General features: G+C 70.6%; 15 protein-coding genes and 2 tRNA genes. 5 read left to right on the top strand and 12 right to left on the bottom strand.

What is annotated here, in order from left to right; genetic code table 11:
* The first annotated feature begins 114 nt into the window (after nt 1–114).
* Entirely contained in the window at nt 115–717 is a 603-nt protein-coding gene (locus ACYVF4_RS01320; RefSeq protein WP_460718979.1) for a vitamin K epoxide reductase family protein, read from the top strand.
* Between the two features lie 15 nt (nt 718–732).
* On the opposite strand, the gene ndk is transcribed toward ACYVF4_RS01320, so the two are convergent.
* From ndk to ileS, 4 genes are read right to left on the bottom strand one after another with little or no spacing between them, the layout of a single operon-like run.
* Nucleotides 733–1,149 carry a nucleoside-diphosphate kinase gene (gene ndk, locus ACYVF4_RS01325; RefSeq protein WP_460718981.1) on the bottom strand — a complete coding sequence of 139 codons (417 nt, stop codon included), beginning with the start codon at nt 1,147–1,149 and terminating at the stop codon, nt 733–735.
* Nucleotide 1,150: 1 nt separating this feature from the next.
* Nucleotides 1,151–1,576 (bottom strand): DUF4233 domain-containing protein, encoded by a 426-nt coding sequence (locus tag ACYVF4_RS01330; RefSeq protein WP_460718983.1) that lies wholly within the window; start codon nt 1,574–1,576, stop codon nt 1,151–1,153.
* Nucleotides 1,573–2,928: a bifunctional folylpolyglutamate synthase/dihydrofolate synthase gene (locus ACYVF4_RS01335; protein WP_460718985.1), complete on the bottom strand. Its 1,356-nt coding sequence runs from the start codon at nt 2,926–2,928 to the stop codon at nt 1,573–1,575. The genes ACYVF4_RS01330 and ACYVF4_RS01335 overlap by 4 nt, the downstream gene beginning before the upstream one ends.
* A complete protein-coding gene (gene ileS, locus ACYVF4_RS01340; RefSeq protein WP_460718987.1) occupies nt 2,925–6,263 on the bottom strand; it encodes an isoleucine--tRNA ligase in 3,339 nt (1,112 codons plus the stop codon). The genes ACYVF4_RS01335 and ileS overlap by 4 nt, the downstream gene beginning before the upstream one ends.
* Nucleotides 6,264–6,576: 313 nt before the next feature.
* On the opposite strand from ileS, the gene valS reads away from it, so the two are divergent.
* Both valS and ACYVF4_RS01350 read left to right on the top strand, forming a co-directional pair.
* A complete protein-coding gene (valS, locus tag ACYVF4_RS01345; RefSeq protein WP_460718989.1) occupies nt 6,577–9,153 on the top strand; it encodes a valine--tRNA ligase in 2,577 nt (858 codons plus the stop codon).
* A gap of 1 nt (nt 9,154) precedes the next feature.
* A complete protein-coding gene (locus ACYVF4_RS01350; protein WP_460718991.1) occupies nt 9,155–9,406 on the top strand; it encodes a hypothetical protein in 252 nt (83 codons plus the stop codon).
* Here ACYVF4_RS01350 and ACYVF4_RS01355 read toward each other — a convergent pair.
* From ACYVF4_RS01355 to ACYVF4_RS01365, 3 genes are read right to left on the bottom strand one after another with little or no spacing between them, the layout of a single operon-like run.
* The gene (locus ACYVF4_RS01355) at nt 9,399–10,673 is read right to left on the bottom strand and encodes an MFS transporter (RefSeq protein ID WP_460718993.1); all 1,275 of its coding nucleotides are present in this window, start codon (nt 10,671–10,673) and stop codon (nt 9,399–9,401) included. The two genes, ACYVF4_RS01350 and ACYVF4_RS01355, sit on opposite strands and share 8 nt — an antisense overlap.
* On the bottom strand, nt 10,670–10,873 hold the full coding sequence (locus ACYVF4_RS01360) for a hypothetical protein (protein WP_460718995.1): 204 nt from the start codon (nt 10,871–10,873) through the stop codon (nt 10,670–10,672). The genes ACYVF4_RS01355 and ACYVF4_RS01360 overlap by 4 nt, the downstream gene beginning before the upstream one ends.
* Nucleotides 10,870–11,523: an ArsR/SmtB family transcription factor gene (locus tag ACYVF4_RS01365; RefSeq protein ID WP_460718998.1), complete on the bottom strand. Its 654-nt coding sequence runs from the start codon at nt 11,521–11,523 to the stop codon at nt 10,870–10,872. Before ACYVF4_RS01365 ends, ACYVF4_RS01360 begins: the two co-directional genes overlap by 4 nt.
* Nucleotides 11,524–11,627: 104 nt before the next feature.
* Here ACYVF4_RS01365 and ACYVF4_RS01370 point away from each other — a divergent pair, with 104 nt between their 5' ends.
* Nucleotides 11,628–13,679 carry a M3 family metallopeptidase gene (locus ACYVF4_RS01370; protein ID WP_460719000.1) on the top strand — a complete coding sequence of 684 codons (2,052 nt, stop codon included), beginning with the start codon at nt 11,628–11,630 and terminating at the stop codon, nt 13,677–13,679.
* 39 nt (nt 13,680–13,718) lie between these two features.
* Here the strand turns inward: ACYVF4_RS01370 and clpX are convergent, their stop codons facing one another.
* From clpX to ACYVF4_RS01395, 5 genes are all read right to left on the bottom strand, one after another.
* Nucleotides 13,719–14,987 carry an ATP-dependent Clp protease ATP-binding subunit ClpX gene (gene clpX / locus ACYVF4_RS01375; protein ID WP_460719002.1) on the bottom strand — a complete coding sequence of 423 codons (1,269 nt, stop codon included), beginning with the start codon at nt 14,985–14,987 and terminating at the stop codon, nt 13,719–13,721.
* A 156-nt stretch (nt 14,988–15,143) separates the two neighbouring features.
* A complete protein-coding gene (locus ACYVF4_RS01380; protein ID WP_460719004.1) occupies nt 15,144–15,815 on the bottom strand; it encodes an ATP-dependent Clp protease proteolytic subunit in 672 nt (223 codons plus the stop codon).
* A gap of 28 nt (nt 15,816–15,843) precedes the next feature.
* On the bottom strand, nt 15,844–16,428 hold the full coding sequence (locus ACYVF4_RS01385) for an ATP-dependent Clp protease proteolytic subunit (protein WP_460719006.1): 585 nt from the start codon (nt 16,426–16,428) through the stop codon (nt 15,844–15,846).
* Between the two features lie 146 nt (nt 16,429–16,574).
* Nucleotides 16,575–18,011, bottom strand: a complete 1,437-nt coding sequence (gene tig / locus ACYVF4_RS01390) for a trigger factor (protein WP_460719007.1) — start codon at nt 18,009–18,011, stop codon at nt 16,575–16,577.
* An 82-nt stretch (nt 18,012–18,093) separates the two neighbouring features.
* Nucleotides 18,094–18,167 (bottom strand) — tRNA-Pro (locus ACYVF4_RS01395).
* Between the two features lie 133 nt (nt 18,168–18,300).
* Between ACYVF4_RS01395 and ACYVF4_RS01400 the strand changes: the two genes are divergently transcribed.
* A tRNA-Gly gene (locus ACYVF4_RS01400) sits at nt 18,301–18,374 on the top strand.
* The last annotated feature ends 5 nt before the right edge of the window (nt 18,375–18,379 follow it).

Consider the following 18,379-nt stretch of genomic DNA (forward strand, 5'->3'; position numbering starts at 1 on the left):
CGATCGACCCCCATTATCGCACTAACCTGCCGGATCCGCGCTCCGCGACCGCACGACGCGCCCGCGACGGAGCGGCCGGCGGGCCCGCGGAGCCCGCGGTGGGATAATCCGAGCATGTCCCAGGCCCGTTCGCGCACCCGTCCCACCGCCCTGGCGATCTGGCTGGTCCTGGCGGGCGTGGTGGGGTGGTGGGCCGCCTTCTCGCTCACGATGGAGCGGTTCCACCTGCTGCTCGAGCCCGACGCCCTGGCGTCGTGCGACTTCAGCGTGCTGGTGCAGTGCACGGCGAACCTGGAGTCCTGGCAGGGCAGCGTCTTCGGCTTCCCCAACCCGATCCTGGGGCTGACCGGCTGGGTCGCGCCCGTCGCGGTCGGCGCGGCACTGCTGGCGGGCGCCCGGTTCGCCCGCTGGTTCTGGCTGCTGTTCACCGCGGGGATGGCGTTCGCGTTCGGTTTCGTCGTCTGGCTCATCAGCCAGAGCGTGTTCGTGCTGGGCACGCTGTGCCCGTGGTGCATGGTCACCTGGGCGGTGACGATCCCCACGTTCTACGCCGTGGTGCTGCACGGCCTGCGCTCGGGCAACCTGCCGGCGCCGGCGGGCGTGCGCCGGGGCGCCGACACCCTGATGGGCTGGGTGCCGCTGCTGGCCGTGGTCAGCTACGCCGTCGTCGCGGTGATCGCCCAGCTCCGGCTGGACGTGCTGGGGTCGCTCTTCTGAGACCCAGCCTCGAGCTCAGCCGAACCAGATCTCCAGTTCCCGCGCCGCCGACTCCGGGCTGTCCGAGCCGTGGACGAGGTTCTGCTGGACCTTCAGGCCCCAGTCGCGTCCGAGGTCGCCGCGGATGGTGCCCGGGGCGGCGGTGGTCGGATCGGTCGTGCCCGCGAGGGAACGGAATCCCTCGATGACGCGGTTGCCGGCGAGGCGGATCGCCACCGACGGCCCCGACATCATGAACTCCACGAGCGGCTCGTAGAAGGGCTTGCCCTCGTGCTCTCCGTAGTGCTGCTCGAGCCGGCCGCGATCGGGCTCCACCAGCCGCAGGTCCACCAGCGAGTAGCCCTTGGCCTCGATGCGGGCGAGGATCGCGCCGGTCAGACCTCGTGCGACGCCGTCGGGCTTGACCAGGACGAGAGTCTCTTCGATGGCCATGTCATTCTCCGTTCCGGGGGGCTGTGTCAGAGGGGCCGGCGTCCTCGGGGGACGCGGCCAGGCGGGCGTTGCGCTCGTCGAGCGCGCCTCCCTTGATGGTCGCATACGCGTACATGCCGCCGAAAATGAGCGCGACCACCAGCAGCGCGGGCACGAGGAAGGCTCCGAGCGCCAGCACGATCTGCAGGATGCCGCCCAGCACCACGCCCCCCGTCCACCGGGCCACGCGGCCGGTGACGATCATGAGGACCGCCAGCACAGCGCCGCCGACGATCCCCCACCACGGCTCGATGCCCGCCGGCAGCGCGCGCAGGCCGTAGACGGTGAGTCCGCCGAGGAACACGATGATCGACTCGAAGGCGAGCACGATCGACACGAGCGATTCGCGCGCGCCGCGGATGCGACGCGGAGCCGCGGGGGCGGTCATCTGGCGCCCTCCTGCTTCCAGTCCTCGTCGGCCGAGAGGGTCAGGGCCTCGCCGGCCAGCAGCACGGAACCGGCGATGACGACGGCGCGTCGATCGGATGCCGCGGCCCACGTCCGCGCCGCAGCCGCGGCGTCGGCGAGCGACGGGTGAACGGTGACGCGGCCGCCCCGCTCCTCGACGAGGTCGGCCAGGCGATCGGGGTCGCCGGCGCGCTCGGACTCCGGCGTCGTGGCGAAGACGTGCGCGGCCGCCGGGACCACCGCGTCGGCGATGCCGGCGGCGTCCTTGTCGCCGAGGACGCCCAGGACGATGCCCCACTCGTCGAAGTCGAACGACTCCGACAGCGCCGACACCAGGGCGCGCGCACCGTGCGGGTTGTGCGCGGCGTCGACCAGCACCGTCGGGGACGTGCCCACCAGCTGCAGCCTGCCGGGCGAGGTGACCTGCCCGAGCCCTTCGGCGAGCACGGCGGCGGCGATCGGGCGCTCGCCGCCGCCGAGCAGGGACTCCACCGCGGCGATGGCCAGCGCGGCGTTGAAGCCCTGGTGACCGCCGTAGAGCGGAAGGTACTCGTCGGTGTAGGTGCCGGCGAGCCCGGCGACCGAGATGAGCTGCCCGCCGACGGCCAGCCGCTGCTCGGCGAGTCGGAACGTCTCGCCCTCGAAGGCCACGCTCGCACCGCGGCGGCCCGCCGCGTCGCGCAGGACGCGCTCGGCCACCGGGTCCTGCCGGGACGACACCACGAGGGCGCCGTCCTTGATGATGCCGGACTTCACCGCGGCGACCTCGGCGATCGTTCGCCCGAGCCGGTCGGTGTGATCGAGGTCGATGGGGGCGAACACCGCCACGTCCCCGTCGGCGGTGTTGGTCGAGTCCCATTCCCCGCCCATCCCCACCTCGAGGACGAGGACATCGATCGGCGCATCGGCGAAGGCGACGAAGGCGAGCGCGGTCAGCAGCTCGAAGAACGTCAGCGGGGCGTCGCCGGCGGCCTTCAGCTCGGCGTCGACCAGTGAGACGAACGGCTCGATCTCGTCCCACGCGTCGGCGACGGCGCCGTCTGCGATGGGCTCGCCGTCGATCATGATCCGCTCGGTGAAGCGCTCCAGGTGCGGGCTCGTGAACAGGCCCGTGCGCAGGCCGTGGGCCCGCACCAAGCTCTCGATGATGCGGCTCGTCGACGTCTTGCCGTTCGTCCCGGTGACGTGGACCACACGGTACGTGCGCTGCGGGTCGTCCAGCAGCTCCAGCAGGCGCCGCGTGCGCTCCACGCGCGGCTGCACCCACTGCTCCCCCTGACGGGCGAGCAGGGCGTCGTAGACGCGGTCGGCGCGACCCCGGTCGCCGCTCACGCCGCCGCCTCGGCCTTCTCGACCGTGACCGTGAACGGCGCCTGGTTGGCGAACGCGCGCGCGGCGAACGACGCCGTGTGGCCCGTCGCCGGCGGCTCCGCCGCGTCGGCGGCCGCCACCGAATGCGCCACCGACAGCGTCTCGCCGGCGACGTCGGCGACCTCGAAGGCACGGGTGACGGCGTCGGCGTCCTCGGGCGCCTCGAACCGGAGCGCCAGGCGGATGCGGTCGCTCACGTCGAAACCGGCGGCCTTCCGGGTGTCCTGCACGGCGCGGATGACGTCCCGTGCGAGACCCTCGGCCTCGAGCTCGGGCGTGGTCGCGGTGTCCAGCAGCACGAAGCCGCCCGAGGGCAGCAGCGCCAGCGCCTCGCCCGCGGGGCGCCCCGTGGTCTCGAGGACGAGGTCGTACTCCCCCTCGGCGAGGGGGATCCCGCCGGCGACGACGACGCCCCCGGACTCGGACCAGTCCCCGCGCTTGGCGGCGCCGATCGCCTGCTGCACCTGCTTGCCCAGCCGGGGTCCCGCGGCGCGGGCGTTCACCGACAGGCGGTGGCTGATGCCGTACGCCGCGGCGGTGTCGTCCTCGAGCACCACGAGGTCGACCGCCTTGACGTTCAGCTCGTCCTTCAGGATGTCCTCGAACTGCGCCAGGGCGGCGGCGTGGGCGTGGACGACGGTCAGCCTCGACAGCGGCAGGCGCACGCGCTTGCCCTCGCGCTTGCGCAGCGCGTTGGCGACGCTCGAGACCTCGCGGACGGCGTCCATCGCCGAGCGGATGTCGTCTGCGGGCGCGAAGGATGCGGCATCCGGCCAGTCCTGAAGATGCACGCTGCGGCCGCCGGTGAGCCCCTGCCACACGCGCTCCGAGACGAGCGGGATGAGGGGTGCAGCCACCCGCGTGAGCGTTTCGAGCACCGTGTACAGCGTGTCGAAGGCCTCGCGGCCGGCCGGATCGTCCGACACCCCCACCCAGAACCGGTCCCGCGAGCGCCGGATGTACCAGTTCGTCAGCGCCTCGGCGAAGTCGCGCAGCTTCGCGGCGGCCATGGTCGAATCCAGCGCCGTGAGATCGGCGGCGACGTCGCGGACGAGATCGCCGGTGAGGGCGAGGATGTAGCGGTCCAGGACGTGCGTGGAGTCCGTCCGCCATTGGGCCCGGTAGCCGTCGCCGCCCGGCCCCGACGCGGCGTTGGCGTAGGTGGCGAAGAAGTACCATGCGTTCCACAGCGGAAGCAGGAACTCCCGGACTCCCGCTCGGATGCCCTCTTCGGTGACGACCAGGTTGCCGCCGCGCAGCACCGAGCTCGACATCAGGAACCAGCGCATGGCGTCCGAGCCGTCGCGGTCGAACACTTCGCTGACGTCGGGATAGTTGCGCAGCGACTTCGACATCTTCTGCCCGTCGCTGCCCAGCACGATGCCGTGGCAGGACACGCCGGTGAAGGCCGGGCGGTCGAACAGCGCCGTCGAGAGCACGTGCATGACGTAGAACCAGCCGCGGGTCTGCCCGATGTACTCGACGATGAAGTCCGCCGGCGAGTGGGTGTCGAACCACTCGCGATTCTCGAACGGGTAGTGCACCTGCGCGTAGGGCATGGACGCGGAGTCGAACCACACGTCCAGCACGTCCTCGATGCGGCGCATCGTGCTGCGGCCGGTCGGGTCGTCGGGGTTCGGGCGCGTGAGGTCGTCGATGTACGGACGGTGCAGGTCGACGTCGCCGGCCTCGTTGCGCGGCAGGCGCCCGAAGTCGCGCTCGAGGTCGGCCAGCGAGCCGTACACGTCCACGCGCGGGTAGGCGGGGTCGTCGCTCTTCCACACCGGGATGGGCGTGCCCCAGTAGCGATTGCGGCTGATCGACCAGTCGCGGGCGCCTTCGAGCCACTTGCCGAACTGCCCGTGCTTGACGTTGTCGGGCACCCATGTGATCTGCTCGTTGCCGCGCAGCAGGGCGTCCTTGATCTCGGTGACCCGGACGAACCAGCTCGAGACGGCCTTGTAGATGAGGGGATTGCGGCAGCGCCAGCAGTGCGGGTACGAGTGGTCGTAGCTGGCCAGGCGCAGCAGGCGACCGCTCTGGCGCAGCAGCCGGATGAGCGGGGTGTTGGCCTCCATCCACAGCACGCCCGCCACATCGGCGACCTGCGGCAGGAAGCGGCCGGAGTCGTCGAGGCTCATGATGAGCGGGATGCCGGCGGCCTCGGTGATCCGCTGGTCGTCCTCACCGTAGGCGGGGGCCTGGTGGACGATGCCGGTGCCGTCCGAGGTCGTGACGTAGTCGTCGACCAGGATGCGCCAGGCAGCCTGCGTCCCCCACGTCTCGGCGTCGGCGTAGTAGTCGAACAGGCGGTCGTACGCGACGTCGGCGAGCTCGGCGCCCACCACCGTCTGGACGACGGCCGCGCGCGCGGACTCCGCGCTGTCGTAGCCGAGGTCCTTGGCGTAGCCGGCGAGCAGGTCCTCGGCCAGCAGGTAGCGGTGGGCGGTGGCCTCGACCGGGTCGTCGCCGTCGTGGACGTCGGCGGCGCCGGCCGGCCCGCCGGGCACGACGGCGTACCGGATGCCGGGTCCCACGGCCAGGGCGAGGTTGGTGGGGAGGGTCCACGGGGTCGTCGTCCACGCGAGGGCCCGGACGCCGGTGAGGCCGAGGGACTCGGCCTTGGCCCCCACGAGGGGGAAGGTCACGGTCACCGACGGGTCCTGGCGCATCTTGTAGACGTCGTCGTCCATGCGCAGCTCGTGGCTGGACAGCGGCGTCTCATCGCGCCAGCAGTAGGGCAGGACGCGGTGGCCCTCGTAGGCGAGCCCCTTGTCGTGGAGCGTGCGGAAGGCCCACAGCACCGACTCCATGTAGGTGGTGTCGAGCGTCTTGTACCCCCGCTCGAAGTCCACCCAGCGGGCCTGCCGCGTGACGTAGTCCTCCCACTCGCGCGTGTACTCCAGCACCGAGGCGCGCGCCTTGGCGTTGAAGGTCGCCACGCCCATGCGCTCGATCTCGTCCTTCTCGGTGATGCCGAGCTGCTTCATCGCCTCGAGCTCGGCGGGGAGGCCGTGGGTGTCCCACCCGAAGACCCGGTCGACCTTCTTGCCGCACATGGTCTGGAACCGCGGGAACAGGTCCTTGGCGTACCCGGTGAGCAGGTGCCCGTAGTGGGGCAGGCCGTTGGCGAAGGGCGGGCCGTCGTAGAAGACCCATTCCTCGGCGCCCTCGCGGCGCTCGATGGACGCGCGGAAGGTGTCGTCGTCCTTCCAGAACGCGAGCGTCTCGCACTCGATCTCGGGCAGACGGGGACTCGGGACGACGGGGGTGTCGGAGTTGTGGGGGTAGGTCATCGCACTCTCGCAGCCGGACGGATCGTTCTCGGCCGGGACGACTCCTTCGAGCCGCGGTACCACCCCGCGTTGATGCGCCGGCGAGCGACGGCATCCCCTTTCACAGCGGCTGTGACGGGCCTGCCCCGTTCGGTTCTAGTGAGGGCCGAGGCCCCGTTCTTCCGAAAGCTCCCCGGTGATGGCCGGATCGGTGCTGATCGCTCGATCATACCCGCCACCGGACGGCCGCGTCCGGCCCGGGTAGAATGACCGGCGGCATCCCACACTCAGGCACGCTCACACAGTGCCGCACATATCGCACGAGGAGTCCCGCATGGCCGCCACCCCCGACAAGCCCGCCCTCGAAGGCCTCGAAGAGAAGTGGGACGCCGCGTGGAGCGCGCAGGGGACCTACCTCTTCGACCGTCGACGCGCCGCCGAGGTGGGCCGTGAGGGGATCTACTCCGTCGACACTCCCCCGCCCACGGCGTCCGGGTCGCTGCACATCGGGCACGTCTTCAGCTACACCCACACCGATGTGAAGGTGCGCTTCGAGCGGATGCGGGGCAAGACGGTGTTCTACCCGATGGGGTGGGACGACAACGGCCTGCCGACCGAGCGGCGCGTGCAGAACTATTACGGCGTGCGCTGCGACCCCTCCCTTTCCTACGCGCCGGACTTCACCCCGCCTTACGAGGGCGGCGACAACAAGTCCAGCCGCGCCGCCGACCAGGTGCCGATCAGCCGGCGCAACTTCATCGAGCTGTGCGAGAAGCTCACGGTCGAGGACGAGAAGCACTTCGAGGCGCTGTGGCGATCGCTCGGTCTGAGCGTGGACTGGACCCAGACGTACCGCACGATCTCGGACGACACCATGCGCACGAGCCAGCTGGCGTTCCTGCGGAACCTCGAGCGCGGCGAGGCGTTCCAGGACCTCGCCCCCACCCTGTGGGACATCGACTTCCGCACCGCGGTCGCGCAGGCCGAGCTCGAGGACCGCGAGCAGCCCTCGGCCTACCACCGCGTGGCCTTCCACAAGACCGACGGCTCAGGCGACGTCTTCATCGAGACCACCCGGCCGGAGCTGCTGGCGGCGTGCGTCGCGCTCGTCGCCCACCCCGACGACGAGCGCTACCGGCCGCTGTTCGGCTCCACGGTGCGCACGCCCCTGTTCGACGTCGAGGTGCCGGTCCTCGCCCACCCGCTCGCGCAGCAGGACAAGGGATCGGGCATCGCGATGATCTGCACCTTCGGCGACGTCACCGACATCGTGTGGTGGCGGGAGCTCCAGCTGCCCAACCGCACGATCCTCGGGCAGGACGGCCGGATCATCGCCGACGCTCCCGAGGCGATCGCCACGGATGCCGCGAAGGCGGCGTACGCAGAGATCGCCGGCAAGACGGTCTTCAGCGCCAAGAAGCGCATCGTCGAGCTGCTCCAGGAGTCGGGCGAGCTCGTCGGCGACCCGAAGCCGTTCACCCACGCGGTGAAGTTCTACGAGAAGGGCGACCGCCCGCTCGAGATCGTCTCGACGCGCCAGTGGTACATCCGCAACGGTGCCCGCGACGAGGCGCTGCGCGACAAGCTCATCGCCCTCGGCAAGGGCATGTCGTGGCATCCGGACTTCATGCGCGTGCGCTTCGAGAACTGGACCAACGGGCTCACCGGCGACTGGCTGGTCTCCCGGCAGCGGTTCTTCGGCGTGCCGATCCCGGTGTGGTATGCACTGGACGAGAACGGCGAGCGGGACTACGCGCGCGTGCTGACTCCCGACCACGCCGCCCTCCCGGTGGACCCGTCCACGGACGTGCCGCCGGGCTACACCGAGGACCAGCGCGGCGTCCCCGGCGGGTTCGAGGGCGAGAACGACATCTTCGACACGTGGGCGACGTCCTCGCTCACGCCGCAGCTCGCCGGCGGCTGGGAGCGCGACCCCGAGCTGTGGAGCCTCGTCGCCCCCTTCGACGTGCGGCCGCAGGGCCAGGACATCATTCGCACGTGGCTGTTCTCGACGCTGCTGCGCAGCGCCCTCGAGGACGACCGCTCCCCCTGGACGGATGCCGCCATCTCGGGCTTCATCGTCGACCCCGACCGCAAGAAGATGTCCAAGTCCAAGGGCAACGTCGTCACCCCGGCCGACATCCTCGCCCAGCACGGCTCCGACGCCGTGCGGTACTGGGCGGCGTCGAGCCGACTCGGGACGGACGCGGCGTTCGATCCGCAGAACCCCACCCAGATCAAGATCGGCCGGCGCTTGGCGATCAAGGTGCTCAACGCGGCGAAGTTCGTGCTGTCCTTCCCGCTCACCGACGGCGCCGAGGTCGACCACCCGTTGGACCGGTCGATGCTGGCGACCCTCGACGGCGTGGTGCGCGAGGCCACCAAGGCCCTCGCCGCCTACGACCACGCCCGCGCTCTCGAGGTCACCGAATCCTTCTTCTGGACCTTCTGCGACGACTACCTCGAGCTGGTCAAGGAGCGGGCGTACGACGAGGACGACCCCGCGCAGGCCTCGGCGGCGCTCGCGCTGCGCACGGCGCTGTCCGTGCAGCTGCGGCTGCTCGCCCCCGTCCTCGCCTTCGCCGCCGAGGAGTCGTGGTCGTGGTTCAACGACGGCTCGGTGCACGCCGCGGCATGGCCTCAGCCCTCGGGCATCGACGGCGACCCGGGCGTGCTCGAAGCGATGAGCCGCGCCCTCATCGGCATCCGCCGCGCCAAGACCGAGGCGAAGGCCTCGCAGAAGACGCCGGTCGCCTCGCTCACGCTCCGCGCCGACGACCGCACGGTCTCGGCCATTCGGCTCGCCGAGGGCGACCTGCGGGCGGTGGGCCGCATCGACCGGCTGGAACTGCTCGGCGGGTCCGACGAGCTCGCCATCGACAGCATCGAACTGACCCCGCAGGAGGCCTGACATGCAACTCGGCACACGCTGGACCTCGGGCGACGAGCCCCCGCGCTCCGTCCCCGAGGCCCTGGCCCGCGGCATCCGGGATGTGGACGCGGCGATCCCCGGCGACCTTCTGGGTCAGCCGCGCCCGCGATGGACCCTGACGTGGCTCGAGGGCAAGCCCATCGCCGAGCTGGACACCGGCGTCGAGGTGACCCTGGACGCCGCCGGCAACGCCGTCGTCTCGCACGTGGGCGACGAGTCACCGCTCAGCTGACCGGCTGCCCGGTCGCGACGTCGTACCGCGAGGCCTGCAGCAGCAGTCGCGCGGCGACCACCGTGGCCGCCAGCGTGACCGCCGCGGCGATCAGGTAGGGCACCCGCAGGTCGATCCTCGCGACCAGCCCGCCCGCGAGCGTCGCGAAGGGGAACACGCCCCACGTGACGGTGCGGATCATCCCCAGCACACGCCCGAAGAGGGCGGGCGGGACGATCGACTGGCGAAGGGCTGCCCACGGGACGTTCCAGCACGACACGGCGCACGCCATCACGCCGTACGCCAGGATCCCGGTGACGATGCCCGGCGCGGCCCACACGCCCACGAGTCCTGCCGCCGCGGCGACGTTCGCGCCGAGCATCACGCGCCCCCGGCCGTACCGGGCGACGAGGGCGGGAGCCACGAGCGAACCCCCCAGTGCACCGAGCCCGATCCCCGCCGTGACCAGGCCGATGGCGGCAGGGATCACGCTCAGCTCGTCCAGGAAGTACAGGACGGTGGGTGCCTGTGCGAACGCGAAGGCGCAGCCGACCACCGAGGTGAAGATCACCAGGGACCGCAGGAACCGGTGCCGGCGCAGATACGCCCACGCCTCACCCGCAGACGGGCCGGGCACCCGGGTACGAGGCGCAGCGGCCTCATCGGCCGACAGGGGCCGGGCGGCCGCCAGCGGGAGCAGGAGCGCCAGGGCGATCGGCACGAGGTATCCGGCGGCACCCACCCACAGCGGCAACGCAAGCGAGACGGCGAACAGCAGACCGCCGATGGGCGTGGCGATGAAGCTGTCGATCGTGACCTGTGCCGCCTGCAGCCATCCGTTCGCCCGGTCGAGCGAGCGCCGCTCCACGAGGCCGGGCACGACCGCGTTGGTGGCGTTGTCGAACAGCGTCTCGCCGAGGCCGAAGGCCAGGACTCCGGCGAACAGGAACCAGATCGTCAGCTCGCCGGTGACGGTCAGCACCGCCAGCACGAGTGCGACCGCGGCGCGCAGTCCGTTGGCGATCGCCATCACGAGGCGACGGTCTGCGCGGTCGACGATCATGCCGGCCGGCAGCCCGAACACCAGCCACGGCAGGAAGGCCAGCGCACCGATCGCGGCGATCGCCAGCGGGTCTCGCGTCAGCGTCGTCGCGATGAGCGGCACCGCGGTGCGCCCGACCCCGTCGGCGAGGTTGCTGAAGGCCGCGGCCGTCCACAGCTTGCCGAAGTCGGCCCCGAGCGGTGCCCGCGCGGGGCGCGCGCGGCGCCGCGGTGGCGCGAGCGTCACGGCAGCAGGCCGAGGGCGCCGCGAGCCTGCGCCTCGGTGCGCCGGCGGTCCGCGGCCTCCCACGCGTGCGCGACGCAGGCGGCCCGGGCGCGGCGCGCGGGGCGAGCGGCGATGCGGGCGTACAGCACCGACACGGCGTGCAGCAGCATCCGGTCGATGCGCGTGCCGGCGGACGGCAGGACGATGGAGATGGTGGTCATGAGGGGTCTCCTCGTTCGGGAAGTGGGAAGACGTCGGTGCGGATGCTCACCGGACGGACGTCATCGCCGGTCTGGTCGCGGTAGCGATCGACGTACTCGTCGACGACCGCCATGAGCCGGTGCGTGAGCTCGGTGCTCTGCTCCGGGGTGAGCCGGGCGGTGGCGGTGGCGATCATGCTCCCGGAATGCCAGGAGCCACCCTCCTCTGCCATGCCCGAGCGCAGGAAGCGCATGAGCTGCTCCTGCCGATTGCGGAAGAACTCGCTCATGATGAGCTGGGTGGCGGCGCGGCCGGCGGGGGTCTTCATCGCCTCGGGGTTGGCGAAGCTCACGCCCCCCACGGGCCGCTCCCACCAGCGCTCCCGGGTCGTGCCGCGGTCGGGGACCTCGCGGATGAGGTCGTGCTTGGCGAGGGCGCGCAGGTGGTAGCTGGTCGACCCCGAGGACTCCCCCAGCCGCTCGGCGAGAGAGCTCGCGGTGTGCGGCCCGTACTGGCTCAGGATGTCGTAGATCTGCACCCGCAGCGGATGGGCCAGCGCCCGCAGCGCCCCCGGATCGAGGATGCGGTCGGCACGATGGCGTTCCTCGGTCCTCGCGATGAGGTCCTCGTGCGCCGCGTCGTCACCGGGAGCGGGCGTATCGATGTCCATGACGCCATGATAGCCATGCAAAGCTTTCTTTGCAAGGTAATCTTTGCAAGCAAGTATTTGCAAACGAATGGCGGCGACGTCGGCATCACACCTAGGCTGGCGCCATGGCTCTCGACAACCCGCTCCTGCACGCCAGCCCCCACCCCTACGGGCTGCCGGACTATCCGACCATCCACGCCGAGCACTACCTGCCGGCCTTCGAGCGGGCCTTCGCGGATCACACCGCCGAGATCACGGCGATCGTCGGGACCGAGGAGCCCCCGTCGTTCGCGAACACCATCGAGGCCCTCGAGCGCAGCGGCCGCCTGCTCGGCGAGATCTCACGCACCTTCTACACGGTGTCCTCGGCCGACGCGACCGACGCGATCCAGCAGGTCGAGCAGACGCTCGCGCCGCTCATGTCGGCACACCACGACTCGATCCAGTTGAACGCCGCGCTCTACGCGCGGGTGCGGGCGGTGCACGACCAGCGCGACGACCTCGATCTGGACGACGAGCAGCGATATCTGCTCGAACGCCATTACCGCGAGATGACCCACGCCGGTGCCGGCCTGGACGACGACGCGAAGAAGCGCGTCACAGCCCTGAACCAGAGGCTGTCGACGCTCACCACCAGCTTCGAGAAGAACCTGCTCGCCGACACCAACGAGCTCGCCGTCGTCTTCACCGACGCAGCCGAGCTCGACGGGCTGAGCGACGGCGAGCTGTCCGCGGCCGCCCAGGCGGCAGCCGACCGCGGCCTCGAAGGGTCGTGGGTGGTGACCCTCACCCTCTACACCGGCCACCCCTACCTGTCGTCGCTGACACGGCGCGAGAGCCGTCGGCGGCTGCTGGAGGCATCGCGCGCGCGAGGCTCCCGCGGCGGCGCCCACGACAATCGCGAGACGTTGCTCGAGATCGTGCGCCTGCGCGCCGAGCGGGCGGCGCTCCTCGGCTACCCCTCGCACGCCGCCTACGTGACGGCGGACCAGACGGCGGGGTCGCCCGAGGCTGTCCACGAGCTGCTGCGGCGGCTCGCCGCGCCGGCGGCGCGCAACGCCCGCGCCGAGCGGCAGGAGCTTCAGGCGATCATCGACGCGGAGGATGCGCCGTTCCCGCTGGCGGCGCACGACTGGGCGTTCTACACCGAGAAGGTCCGCGCCGCGCAGTACGACCTCGACCGGGCCGCGCTGCGGCCGTGGTTCGAGGCGGAGCGGGTCCTGCAGGACGGCGTCTTCCACGCCGCCACCGAGCTCTACGGCATCCGCTTCACCGAGCGGCCGGACCTGCCCGCCTACCACCCCGACGCGCGCGTGTTCGAGGTGCGCAACGCCGACGGGTCGGCCCTGGGCCTGTACGTGCTCGACCTCTACACCCGCGACACCAAGCGCGGCGGGGCGTGGATGAACTCGATCGTGACGCAGTCGCGACTGCGCGGCACCGCCCCGGTGGTCGTGAACAACCTCAACGTGCCGCGCCCCGCGGCCGGGAGCCCGACGCTGCTGACCCTGGACGAGGTGACGACCCTCTTCCACGAGTTCGGGCACGCGCTGCACGGGCTCTTCGCCACCGTGACCTACCCGCACTTCGCCGGCACCAACGTGTTCCGCGACTTCGTGGAATTCCCCAGCCAGGTGAACGAGATGTGGATCTTCCATCCGGACGTCCTCGATCGCTACGCCCGCCACATCGACACCGGCGAGCCGCTGCCCGCCGACGTCGTGCGGCGCCTGCATGACTCCGAGCGGTTCAACCAGGGCTTCGCCACGAGCGAGTACCTCGCCGCGGCATGGCTGGATCAGGCATGGCACAGCCTCGACGCGGACCAGGCGGCCGATGTCACCGACGTCGCCGCCTTCGAGGCCGCCGCCCTGGCCGACATCGGGCTCGACGATCCCGTCGTCCCCACCCGGTACTCCTCGGCCTACTTCGCCCACGTCTTCTCGGGCGGGTACAGCGCCGGGTACTACTCCTACATCTGGAGCGAGGTCCTCGATGCGGACACCGTGGAATGGTTCACCGAGAACGGCGGGCTGACCCGCGCCAACGGCGACCGCTTCCGCGACCGCCTGCTCGGCGTCGGCGGCTCGAGAGACCCCCTGGCTGCGTACCGCGACTTCCGCGGGCGGGATGCCGGCATCCAGCCGCTGCTGGCACGGCGGGGCCTCGACGCCTGAGCCCCGCCGACGGGGCGCCTGATGTCCGCGAGGCGGGCGTCAGGCGCTCTTGCGCTTCTGGCGCAGGACGAGGGTGGGCGCAGCGCCCTCTTGCACGGCGGCGCGCGTGATGATCACCTTGTCGACGTCGTCCGTCGAGGGGATCTCGAACATGATGGGCCCCAGGACGTCTTCGAGGATGGCGCGCAGGCCGCGGGCGCCGGTCTTGCGCGCGACCGCAAGGTCCGCGATGGCTTCGAGCGCCTCGACGTCGAACTCGAGCACGACGCCGTCCAGCTCGAACATCCGCTGGTACTGCTTCACGAGTGCGTTCTTCGGCTCGGTGAGGATCTCCATGAGGGCGGCCCGGTCCAGCGGCGACACCGAGGCGACGACCGGCAGGCGGCCGATGAACTCGGGGATGAGCCCGAACTTGTGCAGATCCTCGGGCTGGACCTCGGAGAACAGGTTGAGGTCGTCGCCCTTGCTGTGCAGCGGGGCCCCGAAGCCGATGCCGTGCTTGCCGACACGCGCCGAGATGATGTCCTCGAGGCCGGCGAAGGCGCCGGCGACGATGAACAGCACGTTCGTCGTGTCGATCTGGATGAACTCCTGGTGGGGGTGCTTGCGCCCGCCCTGCGGCGGCACCGAGGCGACCGTGCCCTCGAGGATCTTCAGCAGCGCCTGCTGCACGCCCTCCCCCGACACGTCGCGCGTGATCGACGGGTTCTCGGCCTTGCGCGCCACCTTGTCGACCTCGTCGATGTAGATGATGCCGGTCTCGGCGCGCTTGGTGTCGAAGTCCGCGGCCTGCAGGAGCTTCAGCAGGATGTTCTCGACGTCTTCGCCGACGTAGCCCGCCTCGGTGAGCGCCGTGGCATCGGCGACGGCGAACGGGACGTTCAGCCGCTTGGCGAGGGTCTGGGCGAGGTAGGTCTTGCCGCAGCCGGTGGGCCCCAGCAGCAGGATGTTGCTCTTGGCGACCTCGATGTCGTCAGCACGCTGCTCGGCGGACTGGATCGTCCCGTGCGCGCGGATGCGCTTGTAGTGGTTGTACACCGCGACCGACAGCGCCCGCTTGGCGTACTCCTGCCCGACGACGTACTCCTCGAGGAACGCGAAGATCTCACGGGGCTTGGGCAGGTCGAAGTCGGCGACCTCACCGGTGGCCGACTCGGCCATGCGCTCTTCGATGATCTCGTTGCACAGCTCGACGCACTCGTCGCAGATGTACACGCCGGGGCCGGCGATGAGCTGCTGGACCTGCTTCTGGCTCTTGCCGCAGAAGGAGCACTTGAACAGGTCGGCGCTCTCACCGATGCGTGCCATTGCGCTCCTCCTTCGTCGCCGCCGGGATGCGGGCTCCCGCCGTGCTGTCGAGCCTAACCCGTGCCGGCGACAAGCGCGGGGATTGCGACACGCGGAGAAAAGACGCCGGTGCCCCCGGACCCGCACGAGGCGGACCGGGGGCACCGGCATCCGTCGTCAGGAGGTCAGCGCTGCCGGCACGCGCTTGCGCGTGGTCAGCACCTGGTCGACCAGACCGTAGGCGACGGCCTCGTCCGCCGACAGGATCTTGTCGCGGTCGATGTCCTTGTTGACCTCTTCGGGGGTCTTGCTGGAGTGCTTCCCGAGCGTCTGCTCGAGCCACGTGCGCATCCGCATGATCTCGGCCGCCTGGATCTCGATGTCCGACGCCTGCCCGTGCCCCGCCTCGCCCATCGCGGGCTGGTGGATGAGGATGCGGGCGTTGGGCAGCGCGAGGCGCTTGCCGGGCGAGCCCGCGGCCAGCAGCACCGCGGCCGCCGACGCGGCCTGTCCCAGGACCACCGTCTGGATCTGGGGGGAGATGTACTGCATGGTGTCGTAGATCGCCGTCATCGCCGTGAAGGATCCGCCGGGCGAGTTGATGTACATGATGATGTCGCGATCGGGGTCCTGGCTCTCGAGGACGAGGAGCTGGGCCATGACGTCGTCCGCCGAGGCGTCGTCGACCTGCACCCCGAGGAAGATCACGCGGTCCTCGAACAGCTTGTTGTACGGGTCCTGGCGCTTGTAGCCGTAGGCGGTGCGCTCCTCGAACTGCGGCAGGATGTAGCGGCTGCCGGGCATCTGGATGCCGCGCGGAGCGGACGGGCCGAACGTGGGGGTGTGCATTGCGCTTCTCTCTTTCGCCTTCGAGCCGTCAGTTCGCGGTTCCGCCGCCGCCGATGACGTCGGTCGCGGACTCGCGGATGTGGTCGACGAAGCCGTACTCCAGCGCCTCCTGCGCGCTGAACCAGCGGTCGCGGTCGCCGTCGGCGTTGATCTGCTCGACCGACTTGCCGGTCTGCGCCGCCGTGATCTCGGCCAGCCGGCGCTTCATGTCGAGGATCAGCTGCGCCTGCGTCTGGATGTCGCTGGCGGTGCCGCCGAAGCCGCCGTGCGGCTGGTGCAGCAGCACGCGGGCGTTCGGGGTGATGTAGCGCTTGCCCTTGGTGCCGCTGGTCAGCAGCAGCTGGCCCATCGAGGCGGCCATGCCGATGCCGACGGTGACGATGTCGTTCGGGACGAACTGCATCGTGTCGTAGATCGCCATGCCGGCGGTGATCGACCCGCCCGGGGAGTTGATGTAGAGGTAGATGTCCTTCTCGGAGTCCTCGGCGGCGAGCAGCAGGATCTTCGCGCAGATCTCATTGGCGTTCTCGTCGCGCACCTCCGACCCCAGCCAGATGATGCGGTCCTTCAGCAGCCTGTCGAAGACGCTCGTCGCGACAAGTGGTTCGGCCATGTGTACTCCTGATTCCGTGGTCGTGCGATCGAATCTACCGGCGCGTCGCGGACGACCCGCCCGTGTTCGCCCTGGGCAGATCGGCCCGCAGGCATGACGAAGGGCGGATGCCGCGGCATCCGCCCTTCGTGGGCCTTCGGCTGCGCTTACTCGGCGGCGGCCTCTTCGGCGTCGGCCTTCTTGGCCGCGGCCTTCTTCGGAGCCGCCTTCTTGGCGGGCGCCTTCTTGGCGGGCTTGTCGTCGGCCTTCTCGTCGGCGGGAGCCTCGTCGGCGGCGGCCTCGTCGGCGGTGGCCTCGTCCTCATCCTCGACGGCCACGAAGCCGGTGAGGTCGACGGCCTTGCCGTTGGTGTCGACCACGGTCACCTTGCCGAGCGCGACGGCCAGCGCCTTGTTGCGGGCGACCTCGCCGACCATGGCCGGCAGCTGGTTGCCCTCCTGCAGTGCGTTGACGAAGTCCTGGGGCGCCATGCCGTACTGCGCGGCGGACTGCACGAGGTACTGGGTGAGCTCCTCCTGCGAAACCTGCACCTTCACGCTCTCGGCGATCGCGTCCAGCAGCATCTGCGTCTTGAACTGCTTCTCGCTGGCCTCGGCGACCTCGGCGCGGTGGACGTCGTCCTCCAGGCGGCCCTCGCCCTCGAGGTGGTTGTGCACCTCGTCGTCGATGATCTGCTGCGGGACCGGGATCTCGACCTTCTCGAGGAGGGTCTCGATGAGCTTGTCGCGCGCGGCGGAGCCCTGCGTGAACACCGACTGCTGCGACACCCGCTCGGCGAGGCTGTCGCGCAGTTCGGCGATGGTGTCGAACTCGCTGGCGATCTGGGCGAAGTCGTCGTCCGCCTCGGGCAGCTCGCGCTCCTTGACGGCCTTGACCGTGACCGAGACCTCGGCCTCTTCGCCGGCGTGGTCGCCGCCGACCAGCTTCGAGCGGAACGTGGTGTCCTCACCGGCGGTGAGCGAGTCGATGGCCTCATCGATGCCCTCGAGCAGCTCGCCCGAGCCGACCTCGTACGACACGCCCTCGGCGCGGTCGATTTCGGCGCCGTCGATCGTGGCGACCAGGTCCAGCTCCACGAAGTCGCCCTTCGCGGCGGGGCGGTCCACCGTCACGAGCGTGCCGAAGCGGCTGCGCAGGCGGTCCAGCTCCTCGTCGATCGCGGCCTGGTCGACCTCGACGGCATCCACCTCGATGGTCGTGCCCTCGAAGGCGGGAAGGTCGAACTCGGGGCGCACGTCGACCTCGACCTCGACCTCGAGGTCGCCCGAGAAGTCCTTCTCGTTCGGCCACTCGGTGACCTCGGCGGCGGGACGGCCGAGCACGCGCAGCTCGTTGGCGGTCACGGCCTCGCGGTAGAAGCCGTCCAGGCCCTCGCTGACGGCGTGCTCGAGCACAGCGACGCGACCGATGCGCTGGTCGATGATGGGTGCGGGGACCTTGCCCTTGCGGAAGCCGGGGATCTGCACGTCCTGCGCGATGTGCTCGTACGCGTGGGTGATGCTCGGCTTCAGCTCTTCGGGGCTGACCGTGATGTGCAGCTTGACCCGGGTCGGGCTGAGCTTCTCGACGGTGCTGGTGACCATGCCTGTTCGTTCTCCTCGTCTGTTCCGCGCGCATGCGCGGCGGTTCGTAAGGTCTGGGTGGCTGAATTCTCGGGCCGTGATGTCGGGGCGACAGGATTTGAACCTGCGGCCTCCCGCTCCCAAAGCGGGCGCTCTACCAAGCTGAGCTACGCCCCGGGCGGGCTGCGCACGCGGGCGTGCGCCGAACGGCCCACGCAAGTCTAGCCGACGCGCATGGCGGGCGCCCGCCGCTGGTCGGGGGCGGCTTCCGGATGCGGGTAGACTGACGGATGCCGCGGCTCGCCGCTGCGGGGATGTAGCTCAATGGTAGAGCCTCAGTCTTCCAAACTGATGGTGCGGGTTCGATTCCCGTCATCCCCTCCACTCCC

The sequence above is a fragment of the Microbacterium aureliae genome, assembly GCF_054780155.1.

What these genes read in the sequence shown, in the direction of transcription:
- ACYVF4_RS01350 (WP_460718991.1), top strand. Translation starts at nt 9,155, where the DNA reads ATGCAACTCGGCACACGCTGGACCTCGGGCGACGAGCCCCCGCGCTCC.
- ACYVF4_RS01360 (WP_460718995.1), bottom strand. Translation starts at nt 10,873, where the DNA reads ATGACCACCATCTCCATCGTCCTGCCGTCCGCCGGCACGCGCATCGAC.
- ACYVF4_RS01385 (WP_460719006.1), bottom strand. Translation starts at nt 16,428, where the DNA reads ATGGCCGAACCACTTGTCGCGACGAGCGTCTTCGACAGGCTGCTGAAG.
- tig (WP_460719007.1), bottom strand. Translation starts at nt 18,011, where the DNA reads ATGGTCACCAGCACCGTCGAGAAGCTCAGCCCGACCCGGGTCAAGCTG.
- ACYVF4_RS01380 (WP_460719004.1), bottom strand. Translation starts at nt 15,815, where the DNA reads ATGCACACCCCCACGTTCGGCCCGTCCGCTCCGCGCGGCATCCAGATG.
- ileS (WP_460718987.1), bottom strand. Translation starts at nt 6,263, where the DNA reads ATGACCTACCCCCACAACTCCGACACCCCCGTCGTCCCGAGTCCCCGT.
- valS (WP_460718989.1), top strand. Translation starts at nt 6,577, where the DNA reads ATGGCCGCCACCCCCGACAAGCCCGCCCTCGAAGGCCTCGAAGAGAAG.
- ACYVF4_RS01365 (WP_460718998.1), bottom strand. Translation starts at nt 11,523, where the DNA reads ATGGACATCGATACGCCCGCTCCCGGTGACGACGCGGCGCACGAGGAC.
- clpX (WP_460719002.1), bottom strand. Translation starts at nt 14,987, where the DNA reads ATGGCACGCATCGGTGAGAGCGCCGACCTGTTCAAGTGCTCCTTCTGC.
- ACYVF4_RS01370 (WP_460719000.1), top strand. Translation starts at nt 11,628, where the DNA reads ATGGCTCTCGACAACCCGCTCCTGCACGCCAGCCCCCACCCCTACGGG.
- ACYVF4_RS01330 (WP_460718983.1), bottom strand. Translation starts at nt 1,576, where the DNA reads ATGACCGCCCCCGCGGCTCCGCGTCGCATCCGCGGCGCGCGCGAATCG.
- ACYVF4_RS01320 (WP_460718979.1), top strand. Translation starts at nt 115, where the DNA reads ATGTCCCAGGCCCGTTCGCGCACCCGTCCCACCGCCCTGGCGATCTGG.
- ndk (WP_460718981.1), bottom strand. Translation starts at nt 1,149, where the DNA reads ATGGCCATCGAAGAGACTCTCGTCCTGGTCAAGCCCGACGGCGTCGCA.